A 17,852-nucleotide genomic window follows, 5' to 3' on the forward strand; every position below is an offset into this window, starting at 1 on the left:
CCACCGCATCGGTAGCACAACGTAAGGAAACCGGGCCGATGTCCATACTGATTCCCGTGATCGCGATCATTCTCATGATCACCGTGGGGTATGTGTTGAAATACCTGCCCAATTACTTTCCGTGGCTGAAGGATTGAGGTTTTCGCTCAGCAGAGCATCTTCGCCATCTGAAAGATCGCCTGGGCCTCTTCCTTGGAGGCCTCGGAGGTGCCCTTCGTGCGCTTGATGACGTTCTGGACGACTTCGTCCTCGCCCTTGCCGCCCTTGATGTCCTTGCAGGTGTCGACCAGGATGTCGCGGATTTTGGTGTCGTCTTTGCCCTCGGCGAGCTTGGGGAAGGCGTTGCGGTAGCTGACGACGAACGTCCCCGCCTTGACGTTGTCAATTGTCTCGCCGCCCGCGGACTTGGCCGCTGAAGTCGTCGCGGAAGCGGGAGCCGCAGAAGAGCCGCTGTCATCATTGCAACCGGCAAGGAGCAGGGCGAACACGGCGGAGCTGGCCGCGATAGCGGCGGTAGTTCTGGTCACGCAGCGGGATGCTAGCGGCAGTTGGGAAACGTCGCCTCCCGTCCGGTTAACGGAAGGCGACGAAAACCGCATCGTTGACGGTGAGGTCAGAGCGGGTTGACCATGAAAACCTGAGCCCAATACGCCGCCTGCTCGGGCCCGAGCAGAGGCATCAGGTAATCGAAAAGAATCGTTGACATCAGTGGATAACTCCCAATTGTCGACGTACAGGTCACTTGCGAATGTGCGGGAAAAGCTCGATCCCGCCACGCCGGGGAACCCTAGCAGCCGGGGTGTGACCTCGCCGGGCTCGGCGTGTCCGGCATGGCGATTCGGTTGGAACTGGCCTAGAACGTGAGCGACGTCATAGAGTAGGCGCCGTTGGTAAGACCCGTTGCCGGTCCGCCACGAAAATCACATTCTTCGATCACGGAAGCAGGTCACAACTCTATGCGGATTGTTCGTTCACTGGTCGCCGGTGCGCTTATCGCCGGGGCCGCATCGGTTTTCGCCATGCTGGGCACCGGATCCGCCTCGGCGGTCGCGGTCACCCCGCTGGCGGGTGGGGTCCAGGTCGACCTCAACCCGGCCGACACCGCCTGGGTGTACCAGAACCACATCGGGCAGACCATTGCCGGTCTGCCGCATCCGTCGGCGGCGTCGTTCGGCGAGGCGCTGGACGCGGCGGCGGGCGTTTCCACCAGCGTCCCGGGTGGCCGGGTGACCTTTACCGTGTACGGCCCGCTCAATGAATTGAACGGCACCATGCTGGCACTGCAGTAGAGACCGACTGCGACAGCGTGGAACTTCACCAGCGGATCGTGTCGGCGCCGGTCGATTTCGGCGCCATTCGATCCGAATTCGGACTGGCCTCGGCGTATCCCGCCGAGGCCACCGCGGCGGCCCGCGACGCGATCGACGCGTTCGCGGGCACTCGCGCCGATCGCACCGATATTCCATTCGTCACAATCGACCCGCCCGGCGCCATGGATCTGGACCAGGCGGTGCATATCGAACGCACCTCTTCCGGTTTCACCGTCCATTACGCGATCGCCGATGTCGGCGCCGTAGTAGACCCCGCGGGCCCGCTGGCCCAGGAAGCGGGCGTGCGCGGCCAGACCTTCTATCTCCCCGACGGCACCGTGCCGCTGCACCCGCCGATCCTGTCGGAGAATTCCGCAAGCCTGCTGCCCGACCAGACCAGGCCGGCCGCCCTCTGGACCATCGAATGCGATGAGAACACGGAACCGCAGCGATTCTCGGTGATCCGGGCCACCGTGCGCTCGCGCGCCCGACTCGACTACGCGAGCGTCCAGGCCGACGCCGACGCGAACCGCCTGCATCCGTCGATCGCGGCCCTGCCGGAATTCGGCAAGCGGCGCATCGAGGCCGGGCTGGCACGCGGCGCGATCGGGCTGCGCCTGCCCGCCCAGAGCGTCATCCGTGACGACAAGGCCGTCGGCCACTGGCGTCTGGTGGTGGAACCTCGCACCGCCGCCGACGACTGGAACGAGCAGATTTCCCTGCTGACCGGCATGTGCGCGGCGCGAATCATGTTGAACGGCACCGGATCCGATGGTGCGCCCAGTGTCGGTGAGCGCATCGCATTGCTGCGGACGATGCCGCCGCCCATTGTTTCGGCGATCGATTCGATGCGCAGGACCGCCGCGGCGTTGGGGGTTGCCTGGCCTGTGGAACAGTCCGTCGGTCAGATGCTTGCCGGGCTCGATCCGAATGCGCCTGCGACGTTGGTGCTGATGTCCGAGGCGACCGGGCTGCTGCGTGGTGCGGGATATACGGTGCTCGATGGGGTGGCCGGTGCCGGGGTGAATGGTTCTGGGGTAGGTGCTCAGTCGGCTGGTGGTGCGCAATCGACAGGCGGTGCGCGGGCGGCGGGCGGCGCCGAGCTGGAGGGCGATTCGCGGTCAGGAGGTTATGCCGAGTCGCCGGGCGGCGCGGGCTCACGAGACGGATCGGATTCCGTCGGTGGCACGGGCGCGCCAGGCAGTCCCGGTGCGGTCGGCGGCGGGCGGACCGGCGCCAAATCTGCGAGCGTCGCTCAGACCGCGAACAATCTCCAGCACAGCGCAATCGGCGCGCCCTACGCGCACGTCACCGCACCACTGCGCCGCCTCGCCGACCGTTTCGCCACCGAGATCTGCCTGGCCCGCTGCGCCGGAACCGAAGTGCCGCAATGGGTCCGCGATGGCCTGGTCCCCACTGCCGAGTCGATGAAACGCAGCGACAGCATCGCGGGCAAAGTGGAACGCGCCTGCATCGACCTCACCGAAGCCACCCTGCTCGCCGAGCGCAGCGGCGCGATTTTCGAAGCCGTAGTAGTACGCGAAGCCAACGGCACCCGCCCCGCAGAGGTCTTCATCGCCGACCCACCAGTAGTCGGCCCCTGCATCGGCGCACCCCCGGAAGGCGAGCAAGTCCAGGTCCGCTTGGTCGCCGCCGACCCCACCACCCGCAAGATCAGCTTCGGCTATCCCATCTGACGCCGTCGTGTCGGCTTCACGCGCCATCCAGATCTACGAAACGGATTGCCGCCCAACGGGCGTGGGTGTCCAGTCTGGAGGCCCCGCAGCGGCAGTACCGTCAGATTCCGAGAGACGCGACCATCCAGTTCCGGGCTGCCTCGAGATCGTTGCTGGCAATGGTTCGAGTTGCGTAAGTCGGCTTGCTGACCCATCGCCGTGACCGCCACCCCATCATGGGCCGCACTGTCCACCACCCCATCTCGCGATTCAGCATGTGACCTGCGCGCGTGTGTCGTGGATTCAGCCAACGTCGGGGTCGGGGTCGCGTCGCCGCCCTCCATAGGCCGGTCAGGTGATCGCGCATGGTAACCGGACCGTCGTAGTCGGCGTACCGCCGTCCGTTCGGCAATCTCACGTCATCCGCCTATTTTGCAGTCGTCGGCCGAAACATCTCGTGTGCCAGATATGGTCTCGATCGGGCCGTCTGGCCTGCCCTGGATCGTACCCACTACCTGGGCGTACATGCGCCACGTCCCCGGCACACACGGAGCGGTCGCGGTGTGGGTCTGACGCGACCACGGCACCAGCCGGGTTCGTATGTGCTGACCCACAGAATCCCACTGGCCCGAGTCATTCAGCCGCTGCAAGCTCATGTAGTAATCGTGGGTCAACCCCGGATCGCCCTCGCGGGGCATGTCGCATTTCGCCCATGTGTCTGCATGAACGTCCGGCGGTACAATCGTTGGCTTGGTGAAGATGAATCCGTTGTCACACAACTGTCTTCGCGCATCGGTCACCAGCGGCTCGCTTGGATTGCCATTCGCGACGTTGCTGCCTGCGCCGGAGACCAGCATCGCACCGAGCGCTGCGACGATCATGCTTAGCCGAGAAATGTTGTACTGCAATGTTTTCCCATTTCAATATCCTGACCAGCCGGGAGCCGATCAGTACTCCCGTGACGGGTCGGGCTTCATCCCGCCCGTGTCCTCGCGTTCGATCCGTTCGTGGATTCCCCTGACAGTGCGGTCTTTCGGTATCCGTTCTGGCCACACGATCACTCCGACCGTCACCGCCAGCGGCAGCCCGATCGCGACAACCCACCGACCGGACCGATACCGTCGAGCTACCTCACTTGCTGCTCGGCTTCTTGGAGCCGGATACGTTTATCGGTGCGACGCTGACCGACACCGGCCGGGGCACGTTCCAGCTCACCGGTCGACCGATCACTGAACCAGAAATACTCGGACAACTCGACCTTGCCGACGACGAGACGGCTATCGAGGTTCCGAAGCTAGAAAGGATGTTCTACGGTGCTGCTAGTGCCCGATGAAGGGTTTCCGGATCTACTCCGGACCTGCAAGCGGGAAGCGTTCCACCTCGAAGTACTCGACTCCTACGCCGAACCGCAGGAATACGAACCGCTACGGCGGTTCCTGGCGAATGAGCCGGACGACTTCGCATGGTTCCAACCATGGACAGGGGTAGTGCAGGAAACAGCTGACCGAGGTGTGGCAGTTACACGGGTCCGTATCGTCACGGAGCCCCACACCGACTACACCCGGTTTTCTATGGCCGTAGCTGAACTGAACACAAAGGCAGGGGAAGATATCCGTTATCTGCCCCGGCATGAGGCTGGGGAAGTACCGCCAGACGATTTCTGGTTGTTCGATGATGAATTGGTCATCTTCTCCGCATTCGGGGAATCCGGAGGCTGGTCGGGTGCAGTAACCGCCGACTCGCATATTGCTGCTTACTGTCGGCGGTTGAAAGAACAGTTCTGGTCGCTAGCTATCCCGTATTCGGAGTACGTCACACGGTGACTGGTTCTGTTGATCAACAACGCGAATCTCTCGGGGCACGTCTTCGGGAGATTCGCTTTACCGCCGGTCTGTCCGGCGCTGAACTAGCACGCCGCAACGGCTGGGACGCTAGTAAAGTCTCCAAAATCGAGTACGGCAGAATCAAGCCGTCATTAGACGATATATCCGCGTATTGCAGAGACTGTAATGCCGAAGACCAGTTAGCGGACCTACATGCTACCCGCCAGAACATAGATACCGCGTACCTCGAATGGCGGAAGATTCTCGGCACCGGCACCAAACGACGGCAACAGGCTTCTATCAAGTGGGAATCCGAGGCCAGGATACTCCGATGGTTCGAACCGGTCCTTATCCCTGGTCTGCTTCAAACAGCCGACTATGCTACCGGTATCCTGCGGAAGGTTATCGACTTCCAACAGATACCAGACGACTTGGACGAAGGCGTGTCCAAGCGTATGGAGCGTCAGAGAATCTTGTATCAGCGAGACCACTTGTTTCATTTCGTCATCGCCGAGCAAGCCTTGTACACCACGGTCGGAAACGATCAGACCATGATCGGCCAAATGGATAGGCTGTTAGCTGTTCAGGGTATGCCACGAGTAACGTTGGGAATCATTCCGTTCATGGCGCCATTCGAGACTGCCACAACCAGTTTTCTGATGTTCGACAACAAGATGGTTCTTATTGAGGGTATAACCGCGGAGTTGAACATTACTCAGCCGAGAGAGATCAAGGTCTATCACCGTACGTTCGATATTCTCGCGAGGCAATCGGTCACCGGTGAGGCTGCACGGAGTTTGATCGGGGCGGCACTCGACAAACGACGCGGACGGCCCCCGGACCGCGTGAGATAGCCTCTTAGAGAAGGCGTTCCAGATTCTGGTCGGCCAGTCGGCTAAAGGTGAAGCCGCGAGAGCGCTGATCAGGACAGCTCTCGACCTGAGGCGAGAAAAGCCTCGGTAATGACGAGTCAACCCGATACGAACGCCGCCGCGGCGGGGTATTTGGCCAGCGCTTCGCCCGCGGCGATTTCTTCGGCGTCGGCGAGTAGTTCGTAGATGGTGGCGTTGACGCCGGTGGCGTGGGTTCGGGCGGCGCGGGCCAGGATGGCTTCGCGGGATTCGACGGCGTCGCGGTGGTCGCCGAGTACGGTTTGCAGGCGTTTGGCTTCGATGCCGAGATCCTTTGCGGCACTACCGAGTACGTCGGTCGCGCCCTCGCAGGAGTAGCGCAGGCGCTTGGCGCCCTTGCGGATGTCGTGCAGCAGTTCGACGCGCTCGGTGGGGGAGACGGCGGGTTCGGCGTAGACCAGTCGCTGTAGGCGTTTGCGGTCCTTGCGCAGGATACGTTCGAAGGCTTCGGCGGCGGGCTGTTTCGACTTGTCGGCATCGAGGGGCGGGTCGGTGCGCCAGGACGAAAGACGGTGGCGCAGTGCGTGATAGCGGTGGTGATCGAGGGCGTCGAGGATCTCGGCATGCGCGCTCCGGTACCGGTCTCGCTCCGCGTCGACCAGTTCGGTACGCACGTACTCGGTGGTGCCTGGCACGTAGGCGCTGCCCGCCGTCTTTGGTGCAGCTGATTCCGTTGCGAGCCGGGCGAATTCATCCTGCGGTGCGTGTGCGGCCAGCAGTGCCGCGAACCGTTCCGCCCGCACCTCGGCATCACGGGCAACACCGAGCAGCTCGGCCAGCCACTTCAGTTCGTCCTGCATCTCGGCGATCGGCGTGGCCTCGAAGAGCGTGCGGTAGGAGCGCAGCACGCTGCGCAGTCTGCGCGTCGCGACCCGCATCTGGTGCACCGAATCCCAGGCGTCGGCGCGGACGTCCGGTTCGGCGGCCAGCAGCCGGTCGACGTCGTCGCGCAGCGCCGCGACGATGGCGGTTCCGGCCCTGACCATGATCAGCTCACTTTCGCGAATCCGTCGGTCGCCTCGACGAGATGGTGGGTGATTCCGGGTTCGGAGGCGGCGTGACCGGCGTCGTCCACGATGTGCAGTACCGAACCGGGCCAGGCGCGATGCAGTTCCCATGCGCTCGTCGCCGGGCAGACGACATCGTGGCGACCCTGCACGATGACGGCCGGGATGTGCGCGATCTTGTCGATATCGCGGAGCAGTTGTCCCTCGTCGAGGAATCCACGATTGACGAAGTAGTGGTTCTCGATCCGGGCGAAGGCCAGCGCGAACCGCGGCTGGGCGCTTTCCTGCACCCGATCCGGGTGCGGCAGTAGCGAACTCGTCGCGCCCTCCCAGGTGGACCAGGCGATGGCGGCCGCTTCGGCGACCTGTTCGTCGGGGGAGTGCAGCAGCCGGTGGTACACCTGCACCAGATCGCTGTCGCGCTCGTCCACCGGTACCGGGGCCAGGAACTTCTCCCACTCGTCGGGGTAGATGTTGCCCGCGGCGCCGTTGTAGTACCAGTCGATTTCCTTGCGCCGCAACAGGAAGATCCCGCGCAGCACCAGTTCGGTGACCCGCTCCGGATGCTGTTGCGCATAGGCGAGTGCGAGCGTGGAACCCCAGGAGCCGCCGAATACCTGCCAGCGGTCGATGCCGAGACGAATACGCAGCGCTTCGACGTCGGCGATCAGATGTGCGGTGGTATTGGTCTCCAGGCTCGCACCGTCCGCGATATGCGGGGTGGATCGTCCGCAGCCGCGCTGATCCAGCAGCACGATCTTGTAGGCGGCCGGATCGAAGAACTGCCGGTGGAACGGTTCGGTGCCGCCACCGGGTCCGCCGTGCAGGAACACCACGGGCTTACCGTCCGGGTTCCCGCTGACCTCCCAGTACACGGACTGGCCCGCGCCGACATCGAGCATGCCGGTTTCGTACGGCTCGATCGCGGGGTAGAGGGTTCGCATCAGAAGGCGATTCCCGAAGCCAGATCGGGCAGTTCCAGCGCTTCGATCGCCTGCTGGTGTACATCGGCGCAGCTCTTGGTGGTGATCCGGTCGATCATCGCCTTATCGGCGAGTACGTGGCCGTTGATGCCGCCATTGCGCAGCGCCCATTCGTGCACCAGCGCATTGAGCCCGATCCGGCCCAGCGTCGGACCCTGCACCCGCCAGTTCGACAGTTCCGGGCGGATCATGTCGCACAGCTGGGTGGCCGACGCGTCGGAGATCTCCAGGGTCGTCGTCGGTGCGCTGGTGGTCTTGCCCGCGCTGGTGGCTGTCGCCGATCCGGTGGTGGAGCTCGAGCTGCCGGTGGGCGCCGGGGTCGAGTCGCTCCCGCAGGCGGTGAGTGCCGCGGCGGCGAATAGGCCCGCCACCACCAGCGTGCTGCGTGAAATCCAACGGGGTTGCGGCATCGGTACCTCTGCTCGTGTCGGCATTGTCGGCTTCGAGTCTGCCATTATTTGCCGCGCCTGGCCCGCGTGAGTTTGCTGGGCGCCGCCGATCAAATCGGGCCGAAGCCCGCGCGCAGATCGTCGAGCAAGCCGTGCAGGAAGCGCGCGAACCGCGGTGGTGACGCGTCGATGGTGCGCCACGGATGCAGGGCGGCCAGTGGTGCCAGCCGGTCGGCGAGGGCGATCTCGGCATCGGTGACGGCGCACGACTGCCGCCACCGGTCCAGATATTCCGAGCGGTGCGGACCGCGCAGCACGCGCCAGGACAGCAGCGGATGGGTGATTACCGCATCGCCCCAGTCGAACAACATGTCCGAATCGGTGAACACGTTTCCCGGATGCAGATCATTGTGTTCGATGCTCAGCCTGCCGAATTCGGCAAGCGCCGCGCCGGCTTCGGTGATCGCCGCGCCGAGGCCGGGAACGCGTGGCTCGAAATGCCGATACACCGTGATCAGTTGGGACGGCGGCAGATACGGTGTGCCCGTGGCACGCAGCTCATCGATGTGATCGCCCATCGCCAACTGGAGGTCGGCGTAGCGGCGGACCAATTCGGTCCACGCGGCCGCGGAATCCCGCGCGGTGGCACCACCGTCGGGACTGAGCAACCAGCCGTGATCCGGTCGCACCGCAAGCGGTTCGAGCACACTGCCGGGTAGCAACCGGGCCAATGCTTGTAGCAGCGGACCCTCGTGCGCACCGGCGCGAGCATTGGCCTTCAGCCACACCGGACCCGCATCGGTCGGGATGCGCACGATCAACGACCACGCTCGCCGCCGCGTTTCCTCCGGCGTCTCAACGATTTTCAAGCCGCGATCGGTGAGAACACCCGTGGCCCAATCGAGCATCGGCTGCACGGGTTGGCCGAGCAGCGCGGCTGGCGCGTGCACTGCTCGGCCGGTCATCGTGAACTCAGAAGCTGTGCTCGGGGCCGGGGAAGGTCCCTCGGCGCACCTCATCGGCGTAAGCGGCCGCGGCGGAACGCAATTCATCGCCGATCCGGCCGAACCGCTTGACGAACTTGGCGGTCTTGCCGCTGGTGAAGCCTGCCATATCCTGCCAGACCAGCACCTGCGCATCGCATTCCGCGCCGGCGCCGATGCCAACGGTTGGAATGGTCAGCTTGCGGGTCACCTGGCCGGCCAACTCGGCGGGCACCATCTCCATCACCACGGAGAACGCACCGGCCTCCTGGACCGCGATGGCATCGGCGATGAGCTGCTCGGCGCCGTCACCGCGGCCCTGCACCCGGAAACCACCGAGGGTATTGACGCTCTGCGGGGTGAAGCCGATATGCGCCATTACCGGAATACCGGCCGAGGTGATCAGCGCGATCTGCTCGGCGACCCGCTCACCGCCCTCCAGCTTGACCGCGTGCGCACCGCCCTCTTTCATGAACCGGGTCGCGGTGGCCAGCGCCTGCTGCGGCGACGTTTCGTAGGTGCCGAACGGCAGATCGGCCACCACCAGCGCATGCGGTGCACCACGGACCACACCGCGCACCAGCGGGATGAGCTCGTCGACGGTGATCGGCACGGTGGTGTCGTAGCCGTAGACGACGTTGGCGGCGGAGTCGCCCACCAGTAGTACCGGAATTCCGGCTTCTTCGAAGATGCGAGCGGAGGAATAGTCGTAGGCGGTCAACATCGACCACTTCTCGCCATCCGCCTTCATCTGCTGCAGATGAGGTACCCGCGTCCTGCGCTTGACCGGCTTGGCAGCTGGGGCAGCGCCGTAGGCAGGGGTCTCCGATTCGGATACGGACATCATCGTCCCTTTCGTGGTTGTCGCCTCGAGGCCCGTCCGGGTCCCCGGGTTGTGTGACGAATCCAGTCTGCCACCCGTGCGATCGCGACTTAAGTGCGATGACGGTGCATTTGGTCACAGCCGCATCCGCGCCGCCGGGCGACCCGACGCACGGCCTCGCCCGGCAATGGCAGGATCTTCCCCATGTCTGTGGTGCGGAGTGGGTCGCGTGGTGTGCTGGTCGCGGTGGCGTTGGCGGTGGTGGCGGCCGGATGCAGCGCATCCGAGGACGCGCCGGGCAATGCGTTACCCACTCCGCCCCAGGGCCTCGAGAAGTTCTACAGCCAGACCGCGAACTGGGGTTCCTGCGACGATTTCGGCTCCCCGGACGACCGCCCCGCACCCAATACCGAATGCGTCCGCATCACTGTGCCCGTCGACTACACCAAGCCCGACGGCGCGACCGCGCAGATCGCGCTGGCCCGAATTCCGGCCAGCGGCAAGCGGATCGGCTCACTGCTGCTCAATCCGGGCGGGCCGGGCGTATCGGGTCTGTCGATGGCGGGTATCGCGGGTAAGACGCCGTTGGCCGAGCGCTTCGACAGGGTCGGCTTCGATCCGCGCGGTGTCGGCTCCTCGATCCCGACCATCGCCTGTCTGACCCCGCAGCAGAACGACGCCGAACGCGCCGAACCCCCCACCGACAACACCCCGGACGGCATCGCCAAGGCCGAGGACGAGAACCGTCAGTTCGTCGGCCACTGCGTCGAGCGCACGGGCACCGAATTCCTGGCCCACGTCGGCACCCGCGAGGTGGTGCAGGACATGGATGTGATCCGCGCCGTCCTCGGCGATCCGAAGCTCAGCTACCTCGGCTACTCATACGGCACCAAGCTCGGCTCGGCCTACGCCGAGAAGTTCCCGGACAATGTGCGCGCGCTGGTGCTCGACGGTGCGGTGGACTCCTCCCAGGATCCGGTGCAGGAATCGCTGCGGCAGGCGGCGGGCTTCCAGCAGGCATTCGAAGCCTATGCCGCGGAATGCGCCAAGCAGCAGGACTGCCCGGTCGGCACCGATCCGGCCCAGGCGGTCGCGAAGTTCCGCGCGCTGGTGAATCCGCTGGAGACCAAACCAGCCGCGACCACCGATCCGCGCGGACTCAGCTACGGCGATGCCATCACCGGCGTGCAGCAGGCGCTCTACTCCGATGATTTCTGGAGGGTGCTCACCGTCGGCCTGTCCGAATTGCGCGACGGGCGGGGCGACACGCTGCTGAAGCTCGCCGATCTCTACGACGGCCGCCGCGACGACGGCAGCTACGACAACACCCAGGAGGCCTTCAACGCCATCCGCTGCGTCGACGATCCGCCGATCAACGATCGTGCGGTGGCGGGTCGACAGGACACGGAATACCGCAAGGCGGCGCCGTTCCTGGACGACGGCCGCGGCACCGGTACCGCACCGCTGGAACTGTGCGCCGTCTGGCCGGTCCCGAACACCGGCACACCGCACAAGGTTTCGGCGCCGGGTCTGCCGAAGACGGTGGTGGTGTCGACCACCGAGGATCCCGCGACGCCGTATCAGGCCGGTGTCGATCTGGCCAACCAGTTGGGCGCCGCACTGATCACCTACAAGGGCACCCGACACACCGCGGCACTGGTCGCGGGTGACCAGTGCCTTGACGACGCGGTGATCTCCTACCTCACTGATCTGAAGGTCCCTGAGGCCGGTCTGACCTGCTGATCCCCCGCTCACAACGCGATCTTGCACCCTGTGCGATTCATTCCGAATGATGGGATTGCAATCCCTAAGCGTGTATGTAACACGGATTTAACGCCGGGTGCTTACGCTCGGCGACATGGATCGCCAGAAGGAATTCGTGCTGCGGACGCTCGAAGAGCGGGATATCCGCTTCGTGCGTCTCTGGTTCACCGATGTGTTGGGCTATCTGAAGTCCGTTGCCATCGCTCCGGCGGAGCTGGAGGGCGCCTTCGAAGAGGGCATCGGCTTCGACGGCTCGGCCATCGAGGGGTTCGCCCGGGTGTCGGAGGCCGATATGGTCGCGCGGCCCGATCCCTCGACCTTTCAGGTGCTGCCGTGGTCGACGAGTAAGGGCCACCAGCACTCCGCGCGCATGTTCTGCGATATCACCATGCCCGACGGTTCGCCGTCGTGGGCCGACCCGCGCCATGTGCTGCGGCGGCAGCTCAACAAGGCCGGTGACGTCGGGTTCAGCTGCTACGTGCACCCGGAGATCGAATTCTTCCTGCTGAAGGACAGCCCGCAGGACGGCTCCATGCCGACCCCGGCCGATTCCGGCGGCTTCTTCGATCAGGCCGTGCACGATTCCGCCCCCAATTTCCGCCGCCACGCCATCGACGCGCTGGAGTCGATGGGCATCTCGGTGGAGTTCAGCCACCACGAGGGCGCACCGGGCCAGCAGGAGATCGACCTGCGCTACGCCGATGCGCTGTCGATGGCCGACAACGTGATGACCTTCCGCTACCTGATCAAGGAAGTGGCCATCGATGAGGGCGTGCGCGCGACCTTCATGCCCAAACCGTTCGCCCAGTACCCGGGCTCGGCCATGCACACCCACATGAGCCTGTTCGAGGGTGAGGCCAACGCCTTCCACGATCCGGACGATCCGATCAACCTCTCGGAGACCGCGCGCGCGTTCATCGCGGGCATTCTGGAGCACGCCCCGGAGATCAGCGCGATCAGCAACCAGTGGGTGAACTCCTACAAGCGGCTCATCCACGGCGGCGAGGCGCCGACGGCGGCCTCATGGGGCCGGTCCAACCGCTCCGCGCTGGTGCGGGTGCCGATGTACACCCCGAACAAGTCCTCCTCGCGCCGTGTCGAGATCCGCAGCCCAGATTCGGCCTGCAATCCCTACCTGACCTTCGCCGTGCTGCTCGCGGCCGGTCTGCGCGGCATCGAGAAGGGCTACACGCTGCCGCCGGAGGCCGAGGACGACGTGTGGTCGCTGACCGCCGCCGAGCGGCGCGCCATGGGCTTCCGTGAGCTGCCAGGCACGCTCGACGAGGCCCTGCAGGCGATGGAGCGCTCGGAGCTGGTCGCCGAGACGCTCGGTGAGCACGTCTTCGACTTCTTCCTGCGCAATAAGCGCCGGGAATGGGCGGACTACCGCAGCCAGGTGACGCCGTACGAGCTGAAGGAGTACCTCGGCCTCTAGCCCGCTAAACCCGGCGCGGTCGGCTACGTTTGCGACTCTTTCCACCCCGGCCGGGTGGAAAGAGATGATCGGCCATCTAAGTTGGACTTATGGTCCGGCCGCCCTCTGCTCGTTCTGCTGTCCCCGGTGTCGGTCGGCTCGGCTTGCTCGAGCCGACCGCCGCCGCCTCGTTACGAGAGTTGGCTTGGGACAATATCGACTCCATTCCAGTGCTGTGGGCGCTGTCTCGCGCGCCCGATGCCGATCTCGCACTGCTGACGCTGACGCGGTTGCAGGCCGCGCTCGGCGATGACTGGTCCGAGCTCGATTCGACGTTGCGGACCGATACCGCCTTGCGCGGCAGGCTTTTCGCGCTCATCGGATCGTCGAGCGCATTCGCCGATCATCTGGTCGCAGACCCTCCCGCATGGCGAATTCTGCTGCGCGACAAGTTACCCGCGCGCGAGGAGCTGATCGCCGACCTGCTGGACGCGGTGCAGGCCGTACCGGCCGAGAGTCCGCATGCGGACGCGGTACTGTACCGGGCCGAGCTATCCGGTCCCGAGGCAATTGCGCTGCTGCGCAAGCGATATCGCGATCAGCTCATGCTCTTGGCGGCGCTGGACCTGGCTGCCACCGTGGAGAACGAGCCGGTGCTGCCATATCAGGTGGTCGGCCGCCATCTCACCGATCTCGCCGATGCCGCACTGACCGCGGCGCTCGCGGTAGCGGTGGCACGGGTCTGTAAGGACTCCCCGGTGCCGGTGCGGCTGGCCGTGATCGCCATGGGCAAGAGCGGTGCTTGCGAACTCAACTACGTCAGTGATGTCGATGTCGTCTTCGTGGCCGAACCGGCCGATGCCACCGCCACCCGGTTGGCCGCCGAGATGATGAGCGTGGGCAGCGCGGCCTTCTTCGAGGTCGATGCGGCACTGCGGCCCGAGGGCAAGGCGGGTGCGCTGGTGCGCACCTTGGACTCGCATATCGCGTACTACAAGCGCTGGGCCAGGACCTGGGAGTTCCAGGCACTGCTCAAGGCGCGGCCGATGACCGGCGATCTGGCGCTGGGGGAGCAGTACCGCGACGCGCTGATGCCGATGGTGTGGACCGCCTCCGAGCGCCCCGACTTCGTCGCCGATGTGCAGGCGATGCGGCGTCGAGTGGAGGATCTGGTGCCCGCCGATCTGCGCGAGCGCGAGCTCAAACTCGGCCACGGCAGCCTGCGTGACGTCGAATTCGCCGTGCAGCTACTGCAATTGGTACACGGACGAGTGGACGAAACCCTGCACGTCCAGGACACCATCGAGGCGCTGACGGCGTTGGCGGCGGGCGGCTATGTCGGCCGCGACGATGCCGCGAATCTCACCGCCTCTTATGAATTCCTGCGCCTGCTCGAACACCGGCTGCAGTTGCAGCGGCTCAAGCGCACCCACACTTTGCCCGCCGCCGATGACGAGGAAGGCATGCGCTGGCTGGCGCGCGCGGCCCATATCCGCCCGGATGGACGGCAGGACGCGGTCGGCGTGCTGAGCAATGAGATTCGCCGAAATGCGGTGCGGGTGCGGCGATTACACGCCAAACTCTTCTATCGGCCACTGCTCGAATCGGTGGTCAAGATGGATCCCGACGCCCTGCGGCTCAGCCCGGACGCGGCGATCCGGCAGTTGGCGGCGCTCGGCTATGTTGCCCCGGAAAACGCACTGGGACATCTGAAAGCGCTGACCGGCGGGGTATCGCGCAAGGGCCGGATTCAGGCGCTGCTATTGCCGACCCTGCTCGAATGGCTGGGGGACACTCCGAATCCCGATGCCGGACTGCTCGCCTACCGGCGGGTCTCGGAAGGCCTGGACGATCAGATCTGGTTCCTGCGCGAATTGCGCGATGAGGGCGCGATCGCACAGCGGTTGATGATCGTGCTCGGCTCCTCGGAATATCTGCCGGATCTGCTGATCAACGCACCGGACACGATCCGGATGTATGCCGACGGTCCGGGTGGGCCGCTGTTGCTCAGCCCGCAGCCGGAAGACGTTGCGCGCGGGATCCTTACCGCGGCGGCGCGCTACGACGATCCGAAACGTGCTGTGGCCGCTGCCCGTTCACTGCGCCGACACGAATTGGCGCGGGTGGCCTCGGCCGATCTGCTCGGCATGCTGGACGTGCCGCAGGTGTGCCGGGCGCTGTCCTCGGTGTGGGTCGCGGTGCTGGAAGCCGCACTGCGCGCGGTGATTCGAGCCAGCGAGGTCGAACTCGGGGCGCCGGCACCGGCCGACTTCGCAGTGATCGGCATGGGTCGACTGGGCGGCCTGGAACTCGGTTACGGCTCCGATGCCGATGTGCTCTTCGTCTGCGACCCGCGTCCCGGCGAGGACGAGACCAAGGCCGTGAAATGGGCGATCAGCATTGCGGAGAAGGTGCAGCGGTTGCTCGGTGCGCCGAGTACCGATCCGCTGCTGCAGGTCGATGCCGGACTGCGCCCGGAGGGGCGCAACGGTGCGCTGGTGCGCACGTTGGCCGCCTATGCCGCCTACTACGAGCAGTGGGCGCAGCCGTGGGAGGTGCAGGCCCTGCTGCGCGCGCATCAGGTGGCCGGGGACCAGGACCTCGGTGTCCGGTTCCTGCACATCATCGACAAGGTGCGCTATCCCGAGGGCGGGGTATCGGCGGAGGCTGTGCGCGAGATCCGCCGGATCAAGGCCAGGGTGGATGCCGAACGCCTGCCGCGCGGTGCGAATCCGGCGACCCACACCAAACTCGGACGCGGTGGTCTCGCCGATATCGAATGGACCGTCCAGCTGATGCAGCTGCGCTACGCCGACGATGTGCGCGCACTGCACAACACCTCGACGCTGGAATCCCTCGATGTCATCGAGCAAACCAAATTGCTTGCGATCGAAGATGTTTCGCTGCTGCGCGAAGCCTGGATCACGGCGACCAGGGCGCGCAACGCGCTGGTGCTCGTGCGCGGCAAGCCGGCCGATCAACTACCCGGCCCGGGCCGTCTACTATCGGCCGTAGCGCGCGTCGCAGGTTGGCCGAACGACGACGGCAGCGAGTTCCTCGACAACTACATGCGCATCACCCGCCGCGCAAAAGCGGTGGTGGAGCGCGTCTTCGGCGGCTGACCCCCGCCGACGGTAGTCGAAAGGTGGTTCTCAGTGGGCACGGCGGCCGCCATTCGACTACCGTGGGCGATTTCGCTCAGGGCAGGGGGATGCCTGCGCGGTCGGCGCGTTTTTGGCCCCATTCGTAGAGGGCGGTGAGCACGGGGACCAGGCTCCAGCCTTCCTCGGTCAGGTCGTATTCGACCTGGGGCGGCACGGTATCGAAAGTAGTGCGGCGGATCAGGCCGTCGGACTCCAGGTCGCGCAGTTGCTGGACGAGCATTTTCTCGCTGGTGCTCGGCATCAGGCGCCGCAATTCGCCGTAGCGGCGCACGCCCTCCTTGAGGTGGGCCAGGATGACCGGCTTCCATTTGCCGTCGATGAGATCGACGGTCACCTCCACCGCGCAGTAATAGCGCTTCTCCGGCATTGCTCGCCTCCCGGTACTCACCAAAAAGTGCGTTCTTGTTACACTGTAATCATCGGGCTTACATGGAACTCGCACTGCGGCGCGGCCGCACCACATTCTGCAGACATGGAGTTCGATTCCCGTGAAAGTCATCGTTTTCGACAGCTTCAAGCCCGGCGTGACGATGGAGACCATCACCCCTTATCTTCCCGAAGAGGTCGCCAATGTGTGGCGGCTGTGGAAGGCGGGCATCGTGCGCGAGAACTACGCGCGCGCCGATGAGCCGGGCGTGGTGATCGTATTCGAGGTCGACAGCGTCGAGGAGGCCAAGCGTTATGTCGCCGATTTCCCGCTGACCAAGGCCGGTCACCTGGAATGGACCTACGTTCCGGTGCAGGCCCCGTTGCCGCTGGAGGCGCTGATGGATCCCGCCGTCGACGTCGCCGAGCCCTACGACCGGACGAAGGTGGGGTCGGCCTGATGCAATACGCCTACGGTCTGAGCATTCCGCAGACCCTCGCGGATGCCTGTGATCCGACCAGGATGGCGCTGATCGTCTACGACATGCAGGTCGGCATCGTGCGGCAACTGCCGGACGGCGACAAGATCGTCCAGGCCTGTGTGCAGCTGCGGGATGCTGCGCGGGAGAACGGTTTTCGCGTCTTCTACACCCGTCACATGTCCCTGCCGCCCGCGGCGGCCGGGGTCGCGCAACTGCGCACGGCCATGGAGTGGCAGCGGGTCGACAACCCGAACGAGGTGAATTCCAGCTTCCCGCAGGGGTCGCCCCAGTATCAGCTCGTCCCCGAGCTGACCCCCGGTCCGAACGAGGTGGTCATCGATAAGATCACCATGTCGGCCTTCTCGGCGACACCGCTCGATATCGCCCTGCGCGACTTGGGCATCGACACTTACGCCATTGCGGGCATCGCTCTGGAGGTCGGCATCGAACCCACCGTCCGGCACAGCCTTGACCTGGGCTATCTCCCGATTGTGGTGACCGATGCCTGCGGTGCGGGCCATCGGGATGCGGCCGAACGTTCCTTGGCCACACTGGCTTTCGCTGGTGGCTCGCTCACCACGGACACCGCGATGCTGGTCGAGCGGATGCACCGCCACTGAGCGCAAGCCGCGCCGGACCGACCGCGGTCAGCACCTGGAAGCGCGGATCATGCTCGGCTGGACCGCAGCGCAGACCGCCGAGGCCATCGGCACCAGTCCCGGCGTGGTTCGGGTCATGCAGCATCGCGCGCTGAACA

18 protein-coding genes are annotated in these 17,852 nt (G+C 65.2%); 10 read left to right on the forward strand and 8 right to left on the reverse strand.

All coding sequences use genetic code 11. The features are described 5' to 3' along the window. Nucleotides 1–146 precede the first annotated feature (146 nt). Nucleotides 147–527, reverse strand: a complete 381-nt coding sequence (locus tag ACZ60G_RS33155) for a hypothetical protein (RefSeq protein ID WP_465815199.1) — start codon at nt 525–527, stop codon at nt 147–149. 429 nt (nt 528–956) lie between these two features. Between ACZ60G_RS33155 and ACZ60G_RS33160 the strand changes: the two genes are divergently transcribed. Both ACZ60G_RS33160 and ACZ60G_RS33165 read left to right on the forward strand, forming a co-directional pair. After that, complete coding sequence (locus ACZ60G_RS33160; protein ID WP_465815200.1) at nt 957–1,289, forward strand: hypothetical protein; 333 nt, start codon at nt 957–959, stop codon at nt 1,287–1,289. 17 nt (nt 1,290–1,306) lie between these two features. After that, on the forward strand, nt 1,307–3,007 hold the full coding sequence (locus tag ACZ60G_RS33165; RefSeq protein WP_465815201.1) for an RNB domain-containing ribonuclease: 1,701 nt from the start codon (nt 1,307–1,309) through the stop codon (nt 3,005–3,007). 398 nt (nt 3,008–3,405) lie between these two features. Here the strand turns inward: ACZ60G_RS33165 and ACZ60G_RS33170 are convergent, their stop codons facing one another. Beyond that, nucleotides 3,406–3,867: a hypothetical protein gene (locus ACZ60G_RS33170; protein ID WP_465815202.1), complete on the reverse strand. Its 462-nt coding sequence runs from the start codon at nt 3,865–3,867 to the stop codon at nt 3,406–3,408. A gap of 254 nt (nt 3,868–4,121) precedes the next feature. Between ACZ60G_RS33170 and ACZ60G_RS33175 the strand changes: the two genes are divergently transcribed. Genes ACZ60G_RS33175 through ACZ60G_RS33185 form a run of 3 tightly spaced genes read left to right on the forward strand, consistent with a single transcriptional unit; the run spans nt 4,122 to nt 5,663 of the window. Beyond that, complete coding sequence (locus ACZ60G_RS33175) at nt 4,122–4,319, forward strand: hypothetical protein (protein ID WP_465815203.1); 198 nt, start codon at nt 4,122–4,124, stop codon at nt 4,317–4,319. Continuing rightward, nucleotides 4,309–4,809 (forward strand): DUF6879 family protein, encoded by a 501-nt coding sequence (locus tag ACZ60G_RS33180; protein ID WP_465815204.1) that lies wholly within the window; start codon nt 4,309–4,311, stop codon nt 4,807–4,809. Before ACZ60G_RS33175 ends, ACZ60G_RS33180 begins: the two co-directional genes overlap by 11 nt. Beyond that, a complete protein-coding gene (locus ACZ60G_RS33185) occupies nt 4,806–5,663 on the forward strand; it encodes a helix-turn-helix domain-containing protein (protein WP_465815205.1) in 858 nt (285 codons plus the stop codon). Before ACZ60G_RS33180 ends, ACZ60G_RS33185 begins: the two co-directional genes overlap by 4 nt. A 116-nt stretch (nt 5,664–5,779) precedes the next feature. Here the strand turns inward: ACZ60G_RS33185 and ACZ60G_RS33190 are convergent, their stop codons facing one another. From ACZ60G_RS33190 to panB, 5 genes are all read right to left on the reverse strand, one after another. Continuing rightward, entirely contained in the window at nt 5,780–6,706 is a 927-nt protein-coding gene (locus ACZ60G_RS33190) for a CHAD domain-containing protein (RefSeq protein ID WP_465815206.1), read from the reverse strand. A 2-nt stretch (nt 6,707–6,708) separates the two neighbouring features. Then, nucleotides 6,709–7,671, reverse strand: coding sequence for a prolyl aminopeptidase (gene pip / locus ACZ60G_RS33195; RefSeq protein WP_465815207.1), 963 nt, complete (start codon nt 7,669–7,671; stop codon nt 6,709–6,711). After that, nucleotides 7,671–8,120: a hypothetical protein gene (locus ACZ60G_RS33200; protein ID WP_465815208.1), complete on the reverse strand. Its 450-nt coding sequence runs from the start codon at nt 8,118–8,120 to the stop codon at nt 7,671–7,673. The genes pip and ACZ60G_RS33200 overlap by 1 nt, the downstream gene beginning before the upstream one ends. Before the next feature lie 89 nt (nt 8,121–8,209). Further along, a complete protein-coding gene (locus tag ACZ60G_RS33205; RefSeq protein ID WP_465815209.1) occupies nt 8,210–9,064 on the reverse strand; it encodes a phosphotransferase in 855 nt (284 codons plus the stop codon). Between the two features lie 7 nt (nt 9,065–9,071). After that, nucleotides 9,072–9,926: a 3-methyl-2-oxobutanoate hydroxymethyltransferase gene (panB, locus tag ACZ60G_RS33210; RefSeq protein WP_465815225.1), complete on the reverse strand. Its 855-nt coding sequence runs from the start codon at nt 9,924–9,926 to the stop codon at nt 9,072–9,074. A gap of 183 nt (nt 9,927–10,109) precedes the next feature. Here panB and ACZ60G_RS33215 point away from each other — a divergent pair, with 183 nt between their 5' ends. The 3 genes from ACZ60G_RS33215 (at nt 10,110) to ACZ60G_RS33225 (ending at nt 16,205) form a co-directional block, all read left to right on the forward strand. Next, a complete protein-coding gene (locus ACZ60G_RS33215; protein ID WP_465815210.1) occupies nt 10,110–11,648 on the forward strand; it encodes an alpha/beta hydrolase in 1,539 nt (512 codons plus the stop codon). Between the two features lie 115 nt (nt 11,649–11,763). Continuing rightward, the gene (locus ACZ60G_RS33220) at nt 11,764–13,104 is read left to right on the forward strand and encodes a glutamine synthetase family protein (RefSeq protein WP_465815211.1); all 1,341 of its coding nucleotides are present in this window, start codon (nt 11,764–11,766) and stop codon (nt 13,102–13,104) included. Between the two features lie 89 nt (nt 13,105–13,193). Next, entirely contained in the window at nt 13,194–16,205 is a 3,012-nt protein-coding gene (locus ACZ60G_RS33225; RefSeq protein WP_465815212.1) for a bifunctional [glutamine synthetase] adenylyltransferase/[glutamine synthetase]-adenylyl-L-tyrosine phosphorylase, read from the forward strand. A 76-nt stretch (nt 16,206–16,281) separates the two neighbouring features. Here the strand turns inward: ACZ60G_RS33225 and ACZ60G_RS33230 are convergent, their stop codons facing one another. Beyond that, the gene (locus tag ACZ60G_RS33230; RefSeq protein ID WP_040688440.1) at nt 16,282–16,614 is read right to left on the reverse strand and encodes a winged helix-turn-helix transcriptional regulator; all 333 of its coding nucleotides are present in this window, start codon (nt 16,612–16,614) and stop codon (nt 16,282–16,284) included. Between the two features lie 121 nt (nt 16,615–16,735). On the opposite strand from ACZ60G_RS33230, the gene ACZ60G_RS33235 reads away from it, so the two are divergent. Continuing rightward, complete coding sequence (locus ACZ60G_RS33235; protein ID WP_040688442.1) at nt 16,736–17,074, forward strand: YciI family protein; 339 nt, start codon at nt 16,736–16,738, stop codon at nt 17,072–17,074. Next, the gene (locus tag ACZ60G_RS33240) at nt 17,074–17,715 is read left to right on the forward strand and encodes a cysteine hydrolase family protein (RefSeq protein ID WP_465815213.1); all 642 of its coding nucleotides are present in this window, start codon (nt 17,074–17,076) and stop codon (nt 17,713–17,715) included. Before ACZ60G_RS33235 ends, ACZ60G_RS33240 begins: the two co-directional genes overlap by 1 nt. Nucleotides 17,716–17,852 lie beyond the last annotated feature (137 nt).

The sequence above is a fragment of the Nocardia sp. NPDC102475 genome, assembly GCF_055584605.1.